Source organism: Flavobacteriales bacterium, assembly GCA_016716605.1.
Taxonomy (GTDB): Bacteria; Bacteroidota; Bacteroidia; order Flavobacteriales_F; family PHOS-HE28; genus PHOS-HE28.
The window spans coordinates 315264-335428 of the sequence record JADJWA010000001.1; the positions used below are offsets into that span (position 1 = coordinate 315264).

18 protein-coding genes are annotated in these 20165 nt (G+C 63.3%); 3 read left to right on the forward strand and 15 right to left on the reverse strand.

Translation table 11 applies throughout. From position 1 onward, the window contains the following. Window positions 1-3: 3 nt before the first annotated feature. The 3 genes from IPM12_01285 to fbp form a co-directional block, all read right to left on the reverse strand. Window positions 4-2820 carry a VCBS repeat-containing protein gene (locus IPM12_01285; protein ID MBK9146433.1) on the reverse strand — a complete coding sequence of 939 codons (2817 nt, stop codon included), beginning with the start codon at window positions 2818-2820 and terminating at the stop codon, window positions 4-6. Between the two features lie 77 nt (window positions 2821-2897). Next, window positions 2898-4028, reverse strand: a complete 1131-nt coding sequence (locus tag IPM12_01290) for a bifunctional 3-deoxy-7-phosphoheptulonate synthase/chorismate mutase type II (GenBank protein ID MBK9146434.1) — start codon at window positions 4026-4028, stop codon at window positions 2898-2900. A 61-nt stretch (window positions 4029-4089) separates the two neighbouring features. After that, on the reverse strand, window positions 4090-5052 hold the full coding sequence (gene fbp / locus IPM12_01295) for a class 1 fructose-bisphosphatase (protein ID MBK9146435.1): 963 nt from the start codon (window positions 5050-5052) through the stop codon (window positions 4090-4092). 84 nt (window positions 5053-5136) lie between these two features. On the opposite strand from fbp, the gene IPM12_01300 reads away from it, so the two are divergent. The 3 genes from IPM12_01300 to IPM12_01310 all read left to right on the forward strand — a co-directional run bounded on the left by IPM12_01300 (window position 5137) and on the right by IPM12_01310 (window position 7915). Beyond that, window positions 5137-5613, forward strand: a complete 477-nt coding sequence (locus tag IPM12_01300; protein ID MBK9146436.1) for a GNAT family N-acetyltransferase — start codon at window positions 5137-5139, stop codon at window positions 5611-5613. After that, a complete protein-coding gene (locus IPM12_01305; GenBank protein ID MBK9146437.1) occupies window positions 5610-6875 on the forward strand; it encodes an aspartate kinase in 1266 nt (421 codons plus the stop codon). Before IPM12_01300 ends, IPM12_01305 begins: the two co-directional genes overlap by 4 nt. A gap of 272 nt (window positions 6876-7147) precedes the next feature. Next, window positions 7148-7915, forward strand: a complete 768-nt coding sequence (locus IPM12_01310; GenBank protein MBK9146438.1) for an Hpt domain-containing protein — start codon at window positions 7148-7150, stop codon at window positions 7913-7915. A 4-nt stretch (window positions 7916-7919) separates the two neighbouring features. Here IPM12_01310 and IPM12_01315 read toward each other — a convergent pair whose 3' ends face one another. From IPM12_01315 to lptC, 12 genes are all read right to left on the reverse strand, one after another. Continuing rightward, window positions 7920-9158: a tetratricopeptide repeat protein gene (locus tag IPM12_01315; GenBank protein MBK9146439.1), complete on the reverse strand. Its 1239-nt coding sequence runs from the start codon at window positions 9156-9158 to the stop codon at window positions 7920-7922. 4 nt (window positions 9159-9162) lie between these two features. Beyond that, the gene (locus IPM12_01320; GenBank protein ID MBK9146440.1) at window positions 9163-9477 is read right to left on the reverse strand and encodes a hypothetical protein; all 315 of its coding nucleotides are present in this window, start codon (window positions 9475-9477) and stop codon (window positions 9163-9165) included. A 10-nt stretch (window positions 9478-9487) separates the two neighbouring features. Further along, entirely contained in the window at window positions 9488-10933 is a 1446-nt protein-coding gene (locus IPM12_01325; GenBank protein ID MBK9146441.1) for a TolC family protein, read from the reverse strand. Next, complete coding sequence (locus IPM12_01330) at window positions 10930-12300, reverse strand: HlyD family efflux transporter periplasmic adaptor subunit (protein ID MBK9146442.1); 1371 nt, start codon at window positions 12298-12300, stop codon at window positions 10930-10932. Before IPM12_01330 ends, IPM12_01325 begins: the two co-directional genes overlap by 4 nt. Before the next feature lie 4 nt (window positions 12301-12304). After that, window positions 12305-13972, reverse strand: coding sequence for an ATP-binding cassette domain-containing protein (locus IPM12_01335; protein ID MBK9146443.1), 1668 nt, complete (start codon window positions 13970-13972; stop codon window positions 12305-12307). Further along, a complete protein-coding gene (locus tag IPM12_01340) occupies window positions 13969-14655 on the reverse strand; it encodes a TetR/AcrR family transcriptional regulator (protein MBK9146444.1) in 687 nt (228 codons plus the stop codon). Before IPM12_01340 ends, IPM12_01335 begins: the two co-directional genes overlap by 4 nt. A 140-nt stretch (window positions 14656-14795) precedes the next feature. Beyond that, window positions 14796-15704 (reverse strand): glycerophosphodiester phosphodiesterase, encoded by a 909-nt coding sequence (locus tag IPM12_01345; protein ID MBK9146445.1) that lies wholly within the window; start codon window positions 15702-15704, stop codon window positions 14796-14798. After that, window positions 15691-16638: a phosphoglycerate dehydrogenase gene (locus IPM12_01350; protein MBK9146446.1), complete on the reverse strand. Its 948-nt coding sequence runs from the start codon at window positions 16636-16638 to the stop codon at window positions 15691-15693. Before IPM12_01350 ends, IPM12_01345 begins: the two co-directional genes overlap by 14 nt. Window positions 16639-16641: 3 nt before the next feature. Further along, a complete protein-coding gene (gene mgtE / locus IPM12_01355; protein MBK9146447.1) occupies window positions 16642-18036 on the reverse strand; it encodes a magnesium transporter in 1395 nt (464 codons plus the stop codon). A 63-nt stretch (window positions 18037-18099) separates the two neighbouring features. Then, a complete protein-coding gene (locus tag IPM12_01360; GenBank protein ID MBK9146448.1) occupies window positions 18100-19359 on the reverse strand; it encodes an HlyC/CorC family transporter in 1260 nt (419 codons plus the stop codon). Between the two features lie 38 nt (window positions 19360-19397). After that, window positions 19398-19622 (reverse strand): hypothetical protein, encoded by a 225-nt coding sequence (locus IPM12_01365; GenBank protein MBK9146449.1) that lies wholly within the window; start codon window positions 19620-19622, stop codon window positions 19398-19400. Between the two features lie 2 nt (window positions 19623-19624). Then, on the reverse strand, window positions 19625-20164 hold the full coding sequence (gene lptC / locus IPM12_01370; protein MBK9146450.1) for an LPS export ABC transporter periplasmic protein LptC: 540 nt from the start codon (window positions 20162-20164) through the stop codon (window positions 19625-19627). Window position 20165 lies beyond the last annotated feature (1 nt).

Here is a 20165-nt window from a genome sequence, read left to right on the forward strand (position 1 = left end):
GGCCTACTGCACAACCACTCGCTGGTGGCTCGTGCCCAACGCATGACGGACCCGAACGATGTACTCGCCCGGAGCAATGCCCTGCACTCCGATGGTGCTGATGCCAGTGCTGCTGGCACCCAGGCTCAGCGCAACACGACCGGTCACATCCAGCAGTTCGATGCCGGTGAGGCCCGCCACGCCATTCGCCACAACCGTGATCGACTCATGCGCCGGATTGGGGAACACACCGATCGGGGCCTCGCCGTTCTCAGCGATGCCTACGCTGATCTCAACCGTGGCGGGATCGCGCAAGCTCTCGCAAGACACGCCTGCGGCCTCCACTTCCCAATCGTAGAAGAAGTAGTAGAAGTTGAGCGCGTTGGCCCCGGTGACACTGCTGGTGGTAATGGCGCCGACCGTGCCGAGGGCATACGGATACGCGGGATTGCTGCCGTTGCCATCTCGCCAGAGCTGCGGGTTGCCGCCCACGCAGCGCAGGCCATATTCGCCAGGGCCGGGCACGGCGTAGTTCAGGTCGATGCGGCTCTCGCCATCGGGGATGTTGATCACCTGGCTGGCAATGGTGCTGCCATCGGCACGATCGATGAGCGCCACGGTGCGGTTGCCAGCACCGTTGGCATACACCTTCACGCTCACGATGGTGAAGGCCTCGGAGGCGGTGAACACCGGGTAGTTGTCGCTATTGGTATGATAGGCTCCGGGCGCAGCCGTGGTGAGCCTGTCCGCCGGCCCTCCGAACCAATCGCCGCCGCCATGGATCGTGGTTGCGCTGGCGTAGAACGTGGTGGTGGAATTCAGGAAGGGGGTGATGAAGGTGCTGCCGCTAGCGATCGCCGGGCCACCGGAATTCTCCGCGAACCATTGGATATTCTCACCGACCGCCTCCAGCGTGGCTGAGCCAGGACCGGAAAGGATCACGTCATCGGCCACCGGCATGGGCGCAGCGAGCACTTCCACGTCGATGGGCGCACTGGTGAATTCGCCGCACGTGCCGGTGATGGTCACCGTATAGGTTCCCGATTGCGAGATGCTGGTCTGCTGGGTGGTTGCGCCATTGCTCCAGGCGTAGCCGTTGGCCACCGAGCTGCTGAGCTCCACCGAGCCGCCTTCGCAGATCGTGGTCGGTCCATCGGCCGTCACAGAGGGCGTCTCATCGGGGCTCTGCTGCACGAAGAAGCTCGTTGTTCCGGTGCAGCCGCTGCCATCGTCGATCACCACCGAGTAGTTCCCCGGCGTGGCCACGTTGATGGACTGGGTGCTGGCGCCGGTGCTCCAGGTGTACTCGAAGCCCGCATTCGCCTCCAGCACCACGCTATCACCATTTCCGCAAAGGACAGGATTGCCGATGGGCGTGATCGTCGCAACCGGGCTGATGCAGGTGTTCTCAATGATCGTGATGTACTGGTCGGCGGCAATGTCGTTGAAGGTCTCGGTGCCGCCAGCGGGCCAGCGCACGGTAAGGGTGGGGATCACCGTATGCGAACCCAGGCCGAACATGCCAGCGAAGGTGGTGACCATGCCATAGCTCTCACCGGAGCGCACCTCGCGGATCTGTGTTCCCCATGGGCCGGTGATGGTGATCCGGGCGCCCACGGCATCGCGGTTGCTCACGGTGCCTTGCAAGCGCACGCCGAACCAATGGTTGTCGTTGCCATTGTTCAGCCAGAGGCGGTCGGGGTTGTTGCTGTCCGTGCCGATGTAGCTGCTGCCATAGTTGGCGAACACGTCCACGAAGCCATCGTTGTTCAGATCGCCCGTGGCGAAGCTGTGCATGGCCTTGCCACTGGGGAACAATCCGGTGATCCGGGTGAAGGTGCCATCGCCGTCGTTCTTGAAATAGTACTCCACGCCCCCCGCGATGAGCAGGTCAACGAAGCCATCATTGTCGAAATCGGCGAACTTGCTCTGCAGCATGAAACCGCCGTACTCCAGGCCGCTACCGGCCGTGATTTCGGTGAAATGGCCGCTGCCATCGTTCTCGAAGAGCTGGATATCGTTGTCGTGGTTGGTGAGCACCATATCGAAGTCGCCATCGTTATCGATGTCGCCGAAGTCGGCCGTCCAGCTCTGGAAGCGGACCTGAACGCCGTAGTCCTCCGCCTGATCCGTGTAGTTGTTATTGCCGTCGTTCACGAAGAGGCGGTTCCAACGGCGGGGATCATCCGGGTTGTTCACGCCCTGGCGGCAGTGCGCGATGTAGAGGTCGAGGTCGCCGTCGTTGTCGAAGTCGGTCCACACGCTGCCGTAGTTCCCGCTCATATCGCTGGCCGGGGTGGTGGTGTAGTCGATGATATCAGCGTAGCTGAGGGTGCCGCTGCCGTTGTTGAGCCATTGCTTGGGCGCGCCATCGTCGTGACAGGCCCAATAGTCGTTGTGACCATCGTTGTTGATGTCGGCGATGTTCACGCATTGCGTGAAGAGGCTGCCATTGTTAAGGTCGCTGATCGTGCTCTGGCCGATGCCGGTGATCCGCCGGTAGTGCGTGCCATCGTAGCTGCCACCGCTCACCACGTCCTTATGACCGTCATTGTCAACGTCAGCCGCCGCGAAGCCCCATTGGCCGCTGCCGCTCATGTTGCCGTAGTCCACCGTTGTGAAGGTGCCATTGGCATTCTGGTAATCGACCCACAGCGTGCGGCTGTTGTGCAGCTTCACGATGTCGTCGAGCCCGTCGCCGTTCATGTCCGTCACGCCCATGCAGCCGCCGCTGAGGCTGGCGCTCATCAACGGGGTGCTGTTGGTGAAGGCGAGCTGGGCTTGCACCAGGCCGGGCAGAGCAGCGACGACCGCGGCCAAGAGTAGTTTTCGTCCGTTCATTTGGTTTGATTGGTTTCGGTTCCGGAAAATGGGTTTGCTTGCAGGCGCGCCGAATGTAGGAGAAGGCCCGATCCGGATCAGGCGCCCTTCGACTGGCTCTCTTTATATCCTACGGATAGCCCTTCGGCACCCTCAAAGGTCTGGCGGCGGATGCTCTCGCGGTGGATGGCATCCATGAACTCGCGCACAAAGGCCTCGCTCAGCCCCAGGTGCCGAGCCATGCGGAGCTGCCGTTTCATGATCCGCTCCCAGCGCTCGGGCTGCAGGATCGCAACGTGGTGCAGCCGCTTATGGTCACCGATGCGCTCGGCGATATCCATGCGCGTCCCGAGCTTCTGGGCGATCTCCTCGTCCAATTGGTCGATCAGGTCTCGAAGCTCCTCGAGGCCATCGCGCATGGCATCCGTGGGCACCGCTTGCCGGTAGATCAGGGCATCGAGCGTGAGGCCGAAGGCGGCCGGCGTGAGCTGTTGATCGGCATCGCTGCGGGCGATAGCGGGATCGGGATGCACCTCGATCATCAGGCCGGAGAAACCCAGGTCGAGGGCCTGTTGGGCCACCAACCCGATCCTATCCGTGCTGCCGGCTATGTGACTTGGGTCACACAAGACCTCAAGCCCTGGATGCGCCGCCTTCAGCCGGATCGGGAACTCCCACATGGGGCTGTTGCGGTACGGCGTGCGCTCGAACCAACTGAATCCCCGGTGAACCGCTGCCAACCGCCGCAGTCCCGCACGGCTCAATCGCTCCAAGGCGCCTACCCACAGGTGCAGATCGGGGTTGATGGGATTCTTCACCATCACCGGGACATCAACCCCTTGCAGCGCATCGGCGATGGCTTGCACGCTGAAGGGGTTGGGCGTGGTGCGCGCGCCGATCCAAAGGATGTCGATGCCCGCCTTCAGCGCAGCCTCCACATGTGCCGGTGTGGCCACCTCAGTAGCCAGCAGCAATCCGGTCTCGTGCTTGGCGTCCTGCAGCCAGCCCAGCGCCGCATCACCGGCGCCCTCGAAGCTGCCCGGCCTAGTTCTCGGCTTCCAAACACCGGAGCGCAGCACCTGGGCGCGGCCATCTGCCTTCAGGGCCCGCGCCGCATCCAGCACCTGTGCTGGGCTCTCCGCACTGCATGGGCCGGCGATTACCAGCGGGCGCTTCAAGCCTAAGCCCCAAGCTGAAATAGAGAGCGGCTCAAAGCCTTTCGGGTCCATTGTTCTCAAAAGTACGCCTTGCCCGGTGCCTCTGTTCGCTTCAGGCCAGGGCCATTGCCGCCTAGGCCTTCATCGCCGCCTCTACCATGTTCCTGCTCCCGATGTATAGGGGGCAGCGCTGATGCAGTTCAGCAGGCTTGATGTCAAGGATGCGCCGTGATCCATCGGTGGCCACGCCACCGGCCTGCTCCACGATCATGGCCAAGGGGTTCGCTTCATAGAGCAGCCTCAGCTTGCCCTTCGGCGATTTGGCGGTCGAGGGGTACAGGTAGATGCCGCCCTTCATCAGGTTCCGGTGGAAATCGGCCACAAGGCTGCCGATGTAGCGCGCGCTCATCCGCTGCTTCTTGCACGAGTCGATGTAGCGCTGAACGGCAGGTTCGAAGTCGTGGAGATTGCCCTCATTCACGGAGTAGGTCCTCCCGTCCGTAGGCGTCTTCATATCGGGATGGCTGAGGCAGAAGGTGCCGATGCTTGGATCCAGCGTGAAGCCATTGACGCCGTGGCCCGTGGTGTACACCAGCATGGTGCTGCTGCCATAGATGATGTAGCCCGCAGCCACTTGAGCGGTGCCCGCCTGCATGAAATCCTCCATCACGGCCTTATCACCCGTGCTCACGCGGCGGTAGATGCTGAAGATGGTGCCGATGCTCACGTTCACGTCGATGTTGCTGCTGCCATCGAGCGGATCCATGGTCACCACGTATTTGCCGCCGTTGTCGAAGTGGACGATGTCGTCGTTCTCCTCGCTGGCCACGGCGCACACCATGCCCTGGCTGCGCAGCAATCGGATGAAGAGATCGTTGGCGTACACATCGAGCTTCTGCTGCTGCTCTCCTTGGATGTTCTCGCTGCCTTGCGCGCCCAGGATATCCTCGGCCAGACCCGCCTTGTTCACCTCACGGTTCACCATTTTGCCCGCCAAGCGGAAGCTGGTGAGCAACTGGCTCAGTTCGCCCGTGGCATAGGTGAATTCGTGCTGCCGCTCGGTGATGAATTCGGCGAGGGTCTTTACGTGGGCCATGTGATCCGTGTAGAGTGGACGAAAGCGCTTGGGAGAGCGATGCGATTCCGAGGCGAAGATCGGTCGGGCGTTTCTTTGCACCGCATGGAAATGAATATTCGCAGCGCCAAGGAAGGAGACGTGCCGCGCATGCTCGAACTTGTGCGTGAGCTTGCCGTCTTTGAGCGCGCACCGGATGAGGTGACCGTGACGCTGGACCACATGCGCGATGCCGGATTCGGGCCGAACCCGATCTGGGTTGGTTGGGTAGCCGAGATCGATGGCATTATACAAGGCATGGCGGTGTGCTATGAGCGCTATTCGACTTGGAAGGGACGCCGCCTGTACCTGGAGGACATCGTCGTGACGGAGGCCGCGAGGGGTAAAGGCCTTGGCGAAGGTCTTTTCCGGGCCTGCGCGGCATACGCTCTGAGCAAGGAACACGATGGCATGACCTGGCAAGTGCTTGATTGGAACCACGGCGCCGTCCGTTTCTATGAGCGGCTGGGCGCCTCCTTCTCGAAGGAATGGTGGAACGGCTCCGTGAGCAAGGAGCAACTCAAGACCATCGCCGCCGGATGAAGGTCTTCAAGTTCGGCGGGGCCAGCGTGAAGGACGCGGCGGGCGTGCGCAACGTGGCGACGGTGGTGAAGCACTACGCGTTGGACGATCTGGTGATCGTGGTGAGCGCGATGGGAAAGACCACCAACGCGCTGGAACGCATTACTTGGGATTTCGCGGATGGAAGGGATACGGGTGCCGAGGCGGTTGCATTGCGCGAGGAGCACTTGCGCGTGCTGCACGAGGTGGCCCCGGACGACCAGATTGCGGCCGGGCAGCTGAGCGACCAGTTCGACAGGCTTGAAGCCATCCTTCGAGGCATGCCCAGCGGCGACGTGGACCGCGACTACGACCAGATCGTCTCCCTCGGCGAAGTGTTTAGCACGATCATCGTGAACGCCCATCTCCGGGTGGCGGGGATCATCAGCGATTGGTTCGACGCGCGACTGGCGATCCGTACCGATGACCGCCACCGCTCGGCGAACGTGGACTGGCCCGCCAGCGAAGCCATGGCCATGATGCAACTGCAGCCCCTGCTCGCACGACCACCCATCCGATTGGTCACCCAGGGCTTCATCGGCACGGCGCCCAACGGCTTCTTCACCACGCTCGGTCGCGAAGGCTCTGACTTCTCCGCCGCCATCTTCGCCTACCTGCTCAATGCCGAGAGCGTGACCATCTGGAAGGACGTGCCCGGCATGTTCAACGCCGACCCCAATCGCTTTCCCGACACCAAGCTTCTCTCGCACATCAGCTACAGCGAGGCCATCGAGCTCAGCTACTTCGGCGCCAGCGTGATCCATCCGCGCACCTTGCAGCCCCTGCAGAAGAAGGGCATACCGCTCTACGTGCGCTCCTTCGATGACTTGGGCGCTCCCGGCACCACCATCGATGTCCGGAGCGAGAATGACTCGCTGATCCCCTCCTTCATCGTGAAGCCGATGCAATTGCTCATCAGCATCACGCCGCGGGACCTCAGCTTCATCGTGGAGGAGAACCTCAGTGGGATCTTCGCGCGCTTCGCGAAACGCAACGTGCGCATCGACCTGATGCAGAACAGCGCATTGGCCTTCAGCGTGGTGGTGGACGATTCACCGCGCAGCCGCCAGCTCATCGAGGAGCTGAGAGGCGATTACTGGGTGCGCTACAACGAGGGCTGCGAGCTGCTCACGGTTCGGCACTACGATGAACCCACGCTGGCCCGACTGACGGGAGGACGGGAGAACCTTCTGGAACAGCGCAGCCGCACCACCGCGCGCTTCGTGCTGAAGGCGCAGGCCTAGCTTCGCACATGCTTCGCATTGCGCTCTTCGCCCTTGTCCTCGCCATTGTTGCGGAAACGACCGCTCAATCGCGATCAGCGCGGAACGATCCGCCACGCCCGACCAAAGCAGCTGTTGCCGCTGAACTCGCCCGCATCGATTCAGCTGGAGACGCCGCACAGTCAATCGATGCCCGTATGCGGATCGCAGAGCTGCTCAAAACCAAGGATGCGCTAATCCTCCTCCAGGACGCCGCTGCACGAGCAGATTCAGCTGATGATACTCGGCTTGGCATGGAAGCGCGCAACAAGCTGATGGCGCTCTACCGGGCCAACGGCGATCACAAGCGCGCTCTAGCAGAGGCATTGCGCATCATCGACCTAGGGCGCATCGTATGCGCCAAAGAGAGTGAGCGGGAAGCACAGGAAGCCGATGAAATGATCAGGGCTTATCACCAGGAGCGAGACAGCCTCATCGCTTTGCTCGAATACGAGTCCAGCGCAGCGCGCACGGCCATCGGCCAAGCCCAGAAGACCATCGCGCAGCGTGAGCTGATCATCATCGCTGTTGGCGCCATCGGCATCATACTCCTGCTGACCGCCATTCTCGTCCTGCGCCGCAGCCACCGCCGTGTCATGGAGCAGCTCCGCACGGAGCTCGGCGCCTTCCAAGCCCGAATAGCCGAAATGGCTGGGGAGATGAAGGAGCTTGTGAGGCAATATGATGCGCAGCGCGCAGCGCCACCAGCGACGCCGTCATCTGAGGCTCCAGCACCTGAAGCAGGGAAAGGAGCTCTTTCACCTGACCCGATGGTGCTCGCGATCTTCAAGCGGCAAGCACCGGAGCGCATCGCGGCATTAGAGGCAGCCCGCGAGGCGAATGACCATGATAAGGTGCTGCGCGTGCTGCATTCACTTCGCCCGCAGCTCGATGCGCTGGATCCGGACGGGCTGGGTGCTTCATGCGCGCGATTGCGCGCCATGCAGCCTTCCGATGCTGACCGGGATGCTGGCCTCAATCGGCTGATCGCCGGCATGCACGCCATGATGGCGCATCGCTGAGCCCTCAATTCGCGCAGAAGTAGCCCAAGGCGTCGAGCGCCTTCTCGTTGCCCAATTGCGCGCTGCGCCGCAGGTCATCACATCCTCGATCAGGCCTATAGGTCATGTGCTCTGCCATGGCGCGGTTGAAGTAGGCCTTGGAGTGCCTGTCGTCGAGCTGGATCGCCCGGTCGAAGCACTCGATGGCGCGGGCGTATTCACCGTAGAGCAAGTGGATGCTGCCTTTCATGTTCCAGGCATCCGGGTCGTTGGGCGAACGTTGCAGCGCTTCCTCGGCATCGGCGAAGGCCCCGGAGTGATCACCGAGCTGCTTGCGCACGAAGGCCCGGTTGTACTGCGCCTCGAGGTAGCCCGGATCGAGCTCCAACGCCCGATCATAATCCTCACGGGCGCCCGCGAGGTCGCCATCCTGCTTTCGCAACAGCGCCCGTTGGAAGAAGATGTGCGGACGGTCCGAGGCCAACTCGAGCGCTTTGTCCATGTCGGCGCGGGCTTGCTGCTCGTTGCCGAATTGCCGCTGCACAAGTCCCCGGTTGAAATGCGCGAGGTCGAAATAGGGATCCAAGAGCACGGCGCCATCGAGTGCCGTGAGCGCGTCCTTCCAGAGCCTGAGGCGCATGAGGGCCACCCCGCGCAGGTCGTGCGCGATGGCGAGGCGCGGCGATTGGCGCTTGGCCGCATCGAAGCTGGACAACGCCTCCATTGGGTCATCCTTCTGCAAGCTGGCCGAACCGCGCTTCAGCAAGAGCAGCACGTCCTTGGGCTTGTCCATGAGCAGCGAGTCGAGCTGCTCGATGGCGCGCTCCACTTCGCCGGCCGCAAGCCACGCATCGATTCGGCTCTCGCGTAAAAGGTTGTCGTAAGGATGCAATCGAATGGCCGCGCTCCAATCCTGCTCCGCGCCCTTCACGTCGTTCATCAGCAGCTTCACCTTGGCTCGGCGGTCGAAGATGTACTCGCTGTATGGATTCAGCTCGAGGGCGCGGTTGATATCGGCCATGGCCATCTGCGGCTGGCCCAGGCGCTCGTACAGCGCTGCGCGCTTCATATAGGCATCCGCGAAGCCGCGGTCGGTCTCAACAGCCGTGGTGTAGAGCCGCAACGCCTGCTCGCTGTTGCCGAGGCGCAGCTGCATGTCTCCCTGCTGTACCCACTGCACGGCATCGAGCCGATTGTTGAATTGCGCCCCGCCCGCGAGAGGCATCGCGACCGAGAGAAAGAGGAGAATCGACCGGCTGTTCATGGCTTCATGCTTTGGCCACCTGCTCCAATAAGCTGCGCTGCGCCACAGGATCCATGTGGGTGATGGGCGTGGCGTGGATCCGCACGATGTCGCCGCCGAGCAATTCATAGGAGGTTGCCTCCACCTCGCGGTAGAGCAGCGCCTTGGTCATGCCCTGCAGCAGCAGCTGCTTGTCGCGCCGCAATTCGCCGTTGACCAGCAGGAGCTCCTCGTGGTCAGTATCGAGCGTCGCGAACTGGATCAGCTGCCGCTCGATCAGGTGCCGGGCAAGCCGTTCGGCGGATTCAACGGTGCGGGTCTGGATGGTGAGGTGGATCATGGCGATGGTTCTAGCGCGTCCAGGAATTCCAGAGCGTGCCCGCCTCGTGATCGAGCGCGAAGAAGGCTTTCCGCAAACGCGCATCGAGCTCCACTTGGCGGATGCGCGCATCAATGAGCGGAACTTCACGGGCATTCACCAGGAAGAGCGAGCTCTCCCCAGCCGCGAAGCGCTGGTTCTCCCCATTGAGCAGGCGCTCATTGTTCTGCACCATGCTGGCGCCAAGGTCCGTCTGCTGGCGCAGCACCGCGATGTCATTGGCGCGCTCACGGATCCGGTTGCGGATCATCTGCCGGTCGCGGTCCACGGCGAGGCCTGCATCGGACAGCCTGAGCCTCGCCAAGGCCAGCTCTCCACGTTCCTTGCGCAGCAGCAGCGGCATGCTGAAGCCCACGCCTACCATCTGGCCGTCGCCCAGGAGCCGGGAACCTTCACTTGCGCCAATGGCGCTGGCGGCGCCGAGCCATTGATATTCCACATCGAGGTCGGGCTTCAGGTACTCGCTGCGCAGGCGGCGGTCCACTTCCAATTGATCGATCCTGGCGAGCGATTGCACCAGCAAAGGATGCCCATCGACCGCAGTGGTGAGAAGCGTATCGGGCAGCAGGAATGAGGCGGGCGAGATGAGGTCGCGCGCGTCCGGCTGAACGGCCTCTTGCAGCTCCAGTGGGCGCTGGGACGGATCCCACAGGTGATTGCTCAGCCTCAATGCGGCATTGCGCACGTTCAATTGGGCCTGCTGCTGGCGCATCAGCCTGTCCTGGAATTGCAGGAATGCCTCGAGCGTGTCGATGGCCGGCCGGTCCCCGCCGCGCCAGCTTCCGCGCACAGCATCGAGGCGGATCTGCGCGAGCACCACGGCATCATCGCTCACGCGCAACGCGGCGTGCGCCGCCACCCAATCGGTGTGGTCGCTCAAGGCTTGCAGCAGCAGCGAGTTCAGCAGCATACGGCGCTCGCCTTCCGTGGCGCGCTGATACGCCTGCGCTTTCCGCAGGGCGGCGCGGCGCTCGTCGATGAAGAGCCCTTGTCCGAGTGATGCCCTCACCCCCGCCTTCAGCAGCCCATCATTCGGTGTGGTGAGCTGTGGATTCAGGAATTCGCCATCGCCCTGCTCAATGCCCGCGAGCAGGTCGATGCCGTACCAGGTGGGCAGCTTCAGCCCGGCCTGCACCAGGCTGTAATAGTTCTTCTCATCGAAGTCCTTGGCGTCGTAGGAAGCCGAGGCCACCGGATCGAATCCGCCGCGCGCGCTCCGCACCGCGGCATCGCCCATCTCGTTGCGCAACGCGGCTTGGCGCGCCATCGGATGATGCTCGAGCACCAAGCGCAAGAAGGCCTCGCGCGTGAGGGTGGCAGGCACCTGCGCCGCAGAGAGCGCGCAAACGAGCATCGCGGCCGCCGTTTGCAGCGCCCGTCCAATGGCCATGCCTTCGCCTGTGGTCGATCGCATCATTTCTTTCCTGCTTCCTCTTCCGCGCGCATGCCGTTCATCACCTGCGCGGCGTCATACAGGTCTGGCGGGAATCCGTTGACCTGGCGCCACAGCTCATACCAGATGGGCACATTCTTCATCAGCGCGAAGCCCACGGCACCACCCCCGACGCGCAGCGCGTTCGGCCAGGGATCATCCTCCGGATCAGCTGCCACCAGGATGCGGTAATTACCGTTGGGGCTGATGAAGTTGTCGATGGCCGCCACGCGCCCGCCAAAGGTGCCGTAACTGGAATTGGGCCACCCGCTGAATACGATGCTGGGCCAGCCGTCGAACATGAAGCGCACCTTCTGGCCTTTGGTGATCAGCGGCATGTCCATGGGGCGCACATAGAGCTCCACGGCCAGGTCGAACGTTGCGGGCATCACGCTCACCAGCGGATCGCCCTCTTTCACGGTCTCGCCCAAGCCCGTGACGACCGCCCGCGTGATGTAGCCGCGCTGCGGCGCGGTGACATAGTAGTTGCCGGCTCGCACGGTGTAATTGGCGAGGTCCACCTGCATCTTGCTCACTTCGGCCTCGGTGGTGTACATCTGGCTCATGCTGGCGAACTTCTCGCTCTCGGCCTTGCTGAGCTTGTCGCGGTAATCGTTGCGGATCCCGTTCACCTCCAGTTTCGCGTTGAGCAGCTCATTGCGCGCGTCGAGCAGCTTGTTCTGCGCATCGATGAGCGTGGCGGTGGCGCGCTGCTGTTGCACCTGCCGCCGCTCCAGTTCCACCTTGCTCAAAAGGCCCTCTTTGAATTGCTGATCGCCGCGGGTGAGCTGCTCCTCGGCCACGCGCATCTCGGTCTTGGCAGCCTGCACGCGGATGCTGTCGCTCTGCAGCTTCAGGCGAGCCTGCTGGATCTTGTTCTGCGCCTGCTCGAGCTTGATGCGCATGCCGCCGCTGAGCGCATCGATCTGCGCATCGAGCGCGCGCACCTTCTCGTCGTAGCTGCGCGCGGTGAGCTCCTTGGCGGTGATCTGCTCCTGGGTTCGGTCAAGCAGCATCGGGTCGAAGTACTCCGGCTTCACCTCACTGAGCCGGAGGATGGTGTCGCCCTTCTCAACGAGCTGCCCTTCCTGGACGAACCACTGTTCGATGCGTCCTGGAATGATGGCATGGATCGTCTGCGGGCGCTGATCGGGGCTGAGGCTGGTGACGGTGCCGCGGGCACGGATGTTCTGCGTCCACGGAAGGAAGAGGCCGATGAGCACCACGGCGCAAGCAGCGATGAGCCAGCGCGCGAAGAGGCGGTTGGCGCTGGCGATGCCGATGACGCGGAAGCAGCCGAAGGTGCTGCGGTCGAGCATGGGCACGGCGTTGTGCGGGCTGAGGTCGAGCATGGCGTCAGGCGTTCTCGATGATTCGTCCATCGCGCAGGTGCAGCAAGCGCAGGCAGCGCTGCTGCAACCAGGGGTCGTTGCTCACGGCAAGCAGGGTCCACGGTCGCTCGGGCGCGCTGATCCAGCCCAGGAGCTGCTCGCGCTCCTTCGGCTCCCAGTCCTGCAGGCTGTCCTCGAGCAGGATCATGCGGGGCTTGCCCACGATGGCGCGCGCCTGCACGATTCGCTTCACCAGGCTGCGCGGGAGCCGGGCGCCTTCCGGGTCGAGCTGCGTGAGCAGGCCATTGGGAAGCAGGGCGAGCTGCTCCATGAGGCCGGTGACGCGGCAGGCCTCCACCACATCCGGCTCGGTGATCCATTCACGGCCCACGGTGATGTTCTCCATCACGGTGCCGGTGAACACATCGTCGTCGCTCAGGCAGTCCCCGATGAGCGATCGCACATGCTCCAGTTCGAGGCTGGAGATGGGCTGCCCATCGATCATCACGCTCCCCGATGTTGGGGGCATGCCTCCACCGAGGATGCGCAGCAAGGTGGTCTTGCCCGAGCCATTGGGGCCGCTCAGGCACACCTTCTCGCCAGGAGCCAGCCTCAGGTCGATCGCATCGAGCACGTTCCGCCCGCCCCAGCCGCTTCGGAAGGTGAGCGACCGCACATCCACGGCAAGGCCTTTCGCGGAATCACCACCAACCACGGTGAGGCCGCCCGTGCGTTCCAACGCGATGTCGGTGACGGCCCCGATCTTCTCCAGCGCGGTCACCAGGTCGTACACGCGATCAAGGCTGAGGATGATCTTCTCCACCGCGTTGAGCAGCACCAGGATCACGATCTCGGCTGCCACGAACTGGCCCAGGTTCATTTGCTCGTTCATGACCAGGAGCCCACCCAGGGCGAGCAGCGCCAGCGTGATGATGACCTTGAAGGCGACCAGCGCCGAGTACTGGCCGACCAGCACTTGGAAATGCGCTTTCCGCGCGCGCACGTAGCTGCCCACAAGCTCGTCGGCGCGATCGATCGGAAGCCGTGTGCGCCCCACCATCTTGAAGGTGTCTTGGCTTCGGCCAAGCTCTTCGAGCCAATAGGCGGTCTTGTACTTGTAGGTGCTCTCCTCCAAGCTGGTGGCAAGGCCGCGCTGGCCGGTGAATCGGAAGATGAGGATGAGCAGCAGCAGGAGCAGCAGCCCGAAGATGATGAAGAAAGGATGGTAGAGCGCGAGCAGGATGAGCGAAAGGACGATTTGCAGGATGGCCAGCGGGATGTCGAGCAGGAGCTTCGCCATGCTCTTCTGCACGGTCATGGTATCGAAGAAGCGGTTCACCAGTTCGGGCAGATAGCGCCCTTGCGCGGCATCGTACCGGATACGCGGCAACCGGTATGCGAACTCCAAGGCGCTGCGCGCGAAAAGGCGCTGCTGGATGTTCTCCGCCAAAGCCATCTGCATGATCTGCAGCACGCCGGTGAAGCCCACGCCGATGGTGACAAAGGCGATGAGCACGCCCCAGCTGGTGGCCACCTGCCCGCCACTGATCAGGTTGATGATGGCCTGGATGCCCAAGGGCAGGCTCAGGCCGATGGCACCGCCCACGAAGGCATACAGGTAGATGTGCCCGATCTCGCGCTTATCGAGGCGCAAGAGGCGCACGAGGCGCTGCCAGGGCGTGATGGGGTTCATTTGCGCTTGGCGTCAATGGAAGTGAGCACGAGATGCACGAGCAGGTCGGTGACGGCATCCTTCCCCCTAGCGGCTTTGCCGAAGAGCGCGGGAAGGTTCTCGTGGAAGAAGCGCAGGCTTCCGTTGCCCTCGAGCACGAGCGCCGCTAGGTCATGCGCATGCGGATGACCCGGCTTGGCGTCGAGGATCAGGTCACGCAAGCGATGGCTCAGGCGAACGAAGCTGCCGAAATGCCCATCGCTGTCGCCGGCGGCCACCTCCTTGGTGAACCAGGCCTTCGCGCTCTCATTCACCGCGATGCGGTAGAGCGCCTGGAGATCCACGTACTCATGCCGCCCGCGCTCGGTGATGGGGCTGCTCACGCTGCGGACGCCGCGCTCCAGCCGCTCACGCTTATCGGCGATGTTGGCCGTGTCGAATGCCAGCTTGATCTCGCGCCAGGCCCAGTACCAATCGACCAGATAGACAAGCAGCCGGTGCTTGTTGGCGAAGTAGCGATAGACGCTCGCCTCAGCCGTGCCCAGCGCCTTGGCCAGCTTCGCCATGGTGAAGGCCTCGAAGCCCAGCGCATCGATAAGCTCGATGCTGGTGCTGAGGATGCGGTGGCCCAGCTCGGTGCCGCTGGGATCCTTGGTGAAGACGCGCTCGCGCACCTGCACGTCCATGTTGAGCAAACGGTCCATATGCTGATCGTGGCTGCGAAGTTGCAGGCTCCGATAGTCGCCATAACAGACATGAGCGTTAAAATGTTTGATTTGATAGTTTTACTATCATATCCTGGACCCGAGCTCCCACCCCAAGGCCCCATGCCGAGCGTGATTGTTCAGCGGCCGGCCGCATCAATCAGCCCGATCACCCGGTCGGGGTAATCGCTGATGATGCCATCCACCCCAAGGGCAATCATCCGCAGGATGTCCGCGCGCTCGTTCACCGTCCATACCACGAGCTCGATCCCCTGCTCTTGCAGCTTCGTGCGCAGGGCCTCATCGGCCAAGCTGAAGTGCGGGCTGTAGATCGCCGGGGTGAACATCAGCCGCGAAAGGTTCACTTCCGGACCCTCGTCGTTCTCAACCAGCAGGGCATAGGCGAGATCGGGCTGCTCCGCATGCGCGGCCATGAGTGCAGCGGGGTCGAAGGATTGGATGATGCACCGATCGGTGATGCCCAGCTCATCGATCTCCTTCAGCACGATGCGCGCGAAATCATCCGGCCTGGGCTGGAAGGTCCCGTACAGCGCGTGGTCGCTCTTGATCTCGATGTTGAAGCCTGGCTGGCCTCCTCCCATGATCGCGGTCTCTTCGATGGCCTCCACCACTTCGCGCAGGGTGGGCTTGTGCGCGCGGCGCTGCTCCTGTTCCGGGAACCGCGGATGCTCGAGCCCGCCGCAATCGAAGGCACGGATCTCGGCAGCCGTCATCCCATACAGGTTGAAGGAGCGTTCGCCTTCCGGCGGTATATGATCCCCGCTTGCATCGGTGCAGATCACATGGCTCATCCAAGGCTCGTGGGAGACGATCACCTGGCCGTCGGCGCTGATCACCACATCGAGCTCAAGCCAGTCCACGCCAAGCTCTGCGGCGCGCAGGAAGCCGGGCACCGTGTTCTCCGGTAGCAGGCCCCTGCAGCCACGATGGCCATGCACTTCGGGTGCTTCGTGGCGTGAGGTGCTGTTCATGCAGGCGGAGAGGGCGAGCGGCAAAAGCGCCCCGATCAGGTGTTCAGCCTTGGCCATTGGGGAAAGCGTGGATGATCTTATCGGCGAGCACCTCCGCCATCTTGAGCTTGCCTTCGTGGGTGACCCCCGCGATGTGCGGCGTGAGCAGCACGCGCTCGTGCCCGAAAAGGCGGCGCTGCGCAGCAGGCTCGATCGCGGGGTCAAGGCCGCTGAGGTCGGGCCGCTCGAACTCCAGTACGTCGAGGCCGGCAGCGATCACACGGCCCTGGTCGATGGCATCGAGCAGCGCTTCGGTGTGCACCACGGCACCGCGAGAGGTGTTGAGGAACCAAACGGGCCGGCCCAGGCGGAGGAAGAAATCACGGTCAGCGAAATGGCGCGTCTCCTCGGTTAGAGGCAGGTGCAGGCTGATCGCATCGCTCTCGCGCAGCACGCGCTCGAGTGAGGACTCTGTGACTCCCGCCCGCCCGAAGCCGCTGCGGTACTTATCGTGCGCGAGCACCTTCACCCCGAAGCCGCGCAGCTTGTCGGCGAAGGAACTGCCCATGTTGCCGTAGCCGATGATGCCCACGGTCCTGCCGCGCAGGTCAGTGCCCCGGTTCTCTTCACGCAGCCATAGGCCGTGATGCACCTGGCCGTTGGCGCGCACCAGGGCCTTCATCAGGGCGAGCAGCATCATCACGCAGGCCTCGCCCACGCCGTCGCGATTGCCTTCGGGGCTGTTCAGCACCCTCACGCCATGCGCGCGGCACCACGCCGTATCGATGTTCTCCGTGCCGCTCCCAACACGACCGATGAAGCGCAAGCCTCCGGTCCGCTCCAGCACTTCCGCCATCAGCGCGCGGCTCCGCACCACGATGCCCTGCGCCCCGGTGAGCGCATCAGTGAGCGCGGCGTCATCCAGGTGATGCAGCATCACCAGTTCGTGCCCGGCGCGCGTGAGCAATTCGCTCAATCGCGGGTGAACGGTATCGATGAGTGCGATGCGCATGGATCAGATCATGATGCCCGCCAGCATCAGCGTGGCGATGCCGAAGTAGATGAGCAGCCCGGTGACATCCACTACGGTGGCCACGAAGGGCGCTGAGGAGACCGCCGGGTCGCGGCCGAGGCGCTTGAGGATGAGCGGGAACAGAGAACCGATGAGGTTGCCCCAAAGCACCACGCCGAGCAAGGAGAACCCGACCGCGAGGCCGATCTCGAACCAATGCTCGCCATAGACATCCACGAATTGGCTCCACACCGCCACGCGAAGGAAGCCGATCACGCCGAGCACGGTCCCAAGCGTTAGGCCCACGGTGGCCTCGCGCTTGAACACGCTCCACCATTCGCGGATGGTGACATCGCCGAGGGCGAGCGCGCGTATGATGAGCGTGCTGGCCTGCGAGCCGGTGTTGCCTCCGGATGAGATGATCAATGGAACGAAGAGCGCGAGCACCACGGCCTTGGCGATCTGGTCCTCGAAGAAGCTCATGGCGGTGGCCGTGAAGCTCTCCCCGATGAAGAGGATGATGAGCCAGCCCACGCGCTTCTTCACGATCTCCCACCAGCTGCTATTCATGTACGATTCCTCCAGCGCCTCCATGCCCGCCATCCGCTGCACGTCCTCGGTCTCCTCCTCGCGTATCACATCCACCACATCGTCGATGGTGATGCGGCCCAGCAGGCGCCCGCGGCCATCGACCACGGGCAGCACCACCAGGTCGTACTTCTCCATCAGCCTGGCGGCCACTTCGCCTTCCTCATCGGCCTTCACGCTGATGAAGTCCGGCTCATAGACATCCTTCACCGGCTGGAAGAGCGAGGTGGTGAGCAGCCGCTTGAGCGGGATGGTGCCCATGAGGCGGTCGTGCTGGTCCACCACATAGATCACGTACACATGGTCGATCTCGTCGGCATGGGCGCGGAGCTCCTTCACGCAATCACGCATGCTGCCGTCCACGCTCACCTTGACGAGCTCCTTGGCCATGAGGCCGCCAGCGCTGTACTCGTCGTAGGTGAGCAATTCGGCGATCTCCTCTCGCTGCTCAGCGTCCTCGATGTTCGCCATCACCTCTTCCTGCACGTCCTCGGGCAGGTCGGCGATCACGTCGGCGGCATCATCGCTATCGAGCTGGTCGATCACCTCCTCGGCGATCTCCTTCCCGGTGAAGGTCTCCAGGATGGCCTCGCGCTTATCATCGGGCAATTCGAGCAGCACCTCGGCGGCGAGCTCCTCATCGAGCGCATCGTAGAGCGTGGTGGCCTCTTCGACCCGAAGCCGGTCGAGCACCTCGGCGATGTCGGCTGGGTGCAGCTCCTTGAGATCATCCAGCACGGCTTGCGCACGGCCATGCTCAAGCCCTTCGCGGATTCGGTCGAGCAATGGCTTGGTTACATCGAATGACATGACGCCGCGAGTCGCTGGAATAGGCGCGGCAAGATAGACCGGCACTTCCGGGCGGGCAGCCGATCAGGCCGGTCCCGGCTCCAACCGCACCAGATCGATGCGCCCATGCGCCACTTGCGCGATGGTGAATCGGAAGGGCGCGATCTCGATGACCTGTCCTTGCTCTGGCAGGTCGCCGGTGTGGTGGAGGATGAATCCGGCGAGGGTGCCGTATTCCTCGCTCAGCGGCAGATCCAGGCCGAAGCGCTCGCGGATGCGCTCCACGTCGAGCCGGCCGCTGAGCAAGTATGCGCCGTCGGCGAGCCGCTCCTCCACATCCTCGGGCGCATCATGCTCATCCTCGATATCCCCCACGATCGTCTCCACCACATCCTCCATGGTGAGCATGCCGGCCGTGCCGCCGTATTCATCGACCACCACGGCCACATGGCTGCGCTGCTTGATGAAGAGCTGCAGCACCTCGTCGGCGGGCATGGTGCCGGGGATGAAGTTCACCGGTCGCATCACGGCGCGGATGCTGCGCGGGTGGCGGAAGAGCTCGTAGCCATGCACGTAGCCGATCACGTTGTCGATGCGGTCCTTGTAAACCAGCAGTTTGCTCAGTCCGGTCTCCACGAAGCGGCGGTGCAGCTGCTCAGGGCCCTCCTCGGCATCGATGGCCTCGATCCGCGCGCGCGGCACCATGATCTCACGCGCTTTGATGCTGCTGAGCTCAAGGGTGTTGCGCAAATACTCCACTTCGGCATCGAGCTGCTGCGCGCGGGCCGGCCCGCCGGACATCTCGCGCAGGAAATCGTCAAGGTCGATCCGGCCGAAGGCGATCTGGCCGGGTCGGGTGCGCACGCGGAAAAGACGGAGCAGCAACTCGCTCAAGCCCGTGAAGAGCATCATGGGCAGCCAGAGCACCACATAGAGCAGCGCCAGCGGCAAGGCGAAGAGGGCCAGCGCCCGATTGGGATCAAGGCCGAAGAGGGCCTTGGGCATGAACTCGGCCACCACCAGGATGAGCAAGGTGGCCAAGGTGGTTTGCACCGCAAGCACCAGCCACGGGCTCAGGCCCAGCGTGGCGAGCCATGGCTCGAGCGCCTCGGCCACCAGCACACCATAGACCACCAGCGCGATATTGTTGCCCACCAGCAGGGCGCCGATCACCCGTGCAGGACGGCGCTGCAAGAAACCGATGAGCCGTGCCCACCATGCGCCACGCTTGCGCTCCAGCTCGAGGTAGAGCTTGTTGCTGGAGACGAAGGCGATCTCCAGCCCCGAGCACAGTGCTGAGAGCGCCACGGATGCGATGATCAGGAAGAGGTCGAAGGGGCTCAAGGCGGGCAGGCGAAGATAGATGGGGCGGCACGGGCGCTTCAGCCCTTGCGTTCATCCTCGTGCCGTTCAATCGCCTCCAACCGCTTTCGCGTGAAGCGCCGAAAGAAGAACATGGCCAACGCGATCACCGGATAGATAAGCCATTGACGGCCCTGCTCACCGCCTTCGGCGATCATTACCCAGACGGCTGCGAGGAAGGTGCCGATGGCCACCGCCAGCCAGAAGTGCTCCATGAAGCGCGTGATGCGGTTGATGGCGGCCATGCTCAGGGCTGGGAGGGCAAGGTATCGCCTAGCTGCAGCACGCCTGTGACGCGCCGGATGATGTAGGAGCTGAAATCCTCAGCGGCATCGAGGCCCTGGCCATGGATCACGTCCTGGCCGCGCTGGATGCGCACGGCCTTGTCGGTGCGCACGCGGGCGCTGTCCTGCCGCCAGGTGAGCTGCTCGGTCTCCAAGCGCTCGCCCTTTGCATTCACGAACACCACCTCATCGAAGACCTGCATGCGCTGCAGACCGGGCTCGATCAGCCCTCGGCGCGCCGTGAGCACGCTCACTTGCTCACCGAGCGGATCGAAGAAGACGAGTTCAAGCCCATCGTCGATCTCGGTTCGCTTATCCGGCTCGCCCCATTCGCTGATGCGGCCAGCACGCAGCCGATTGCGCACCACGCCGGAGTCTGTGTAGAGGTATTCAGCTTGCTCGGTCACCCGATCGGGCACGGCGGCGGGCAGCTCGATCGCGGCTACTTGATCGAGGTCATTCTTGCATGAAAGCAGCATGCCCGCCCCGAGCAGGGCAGGCATG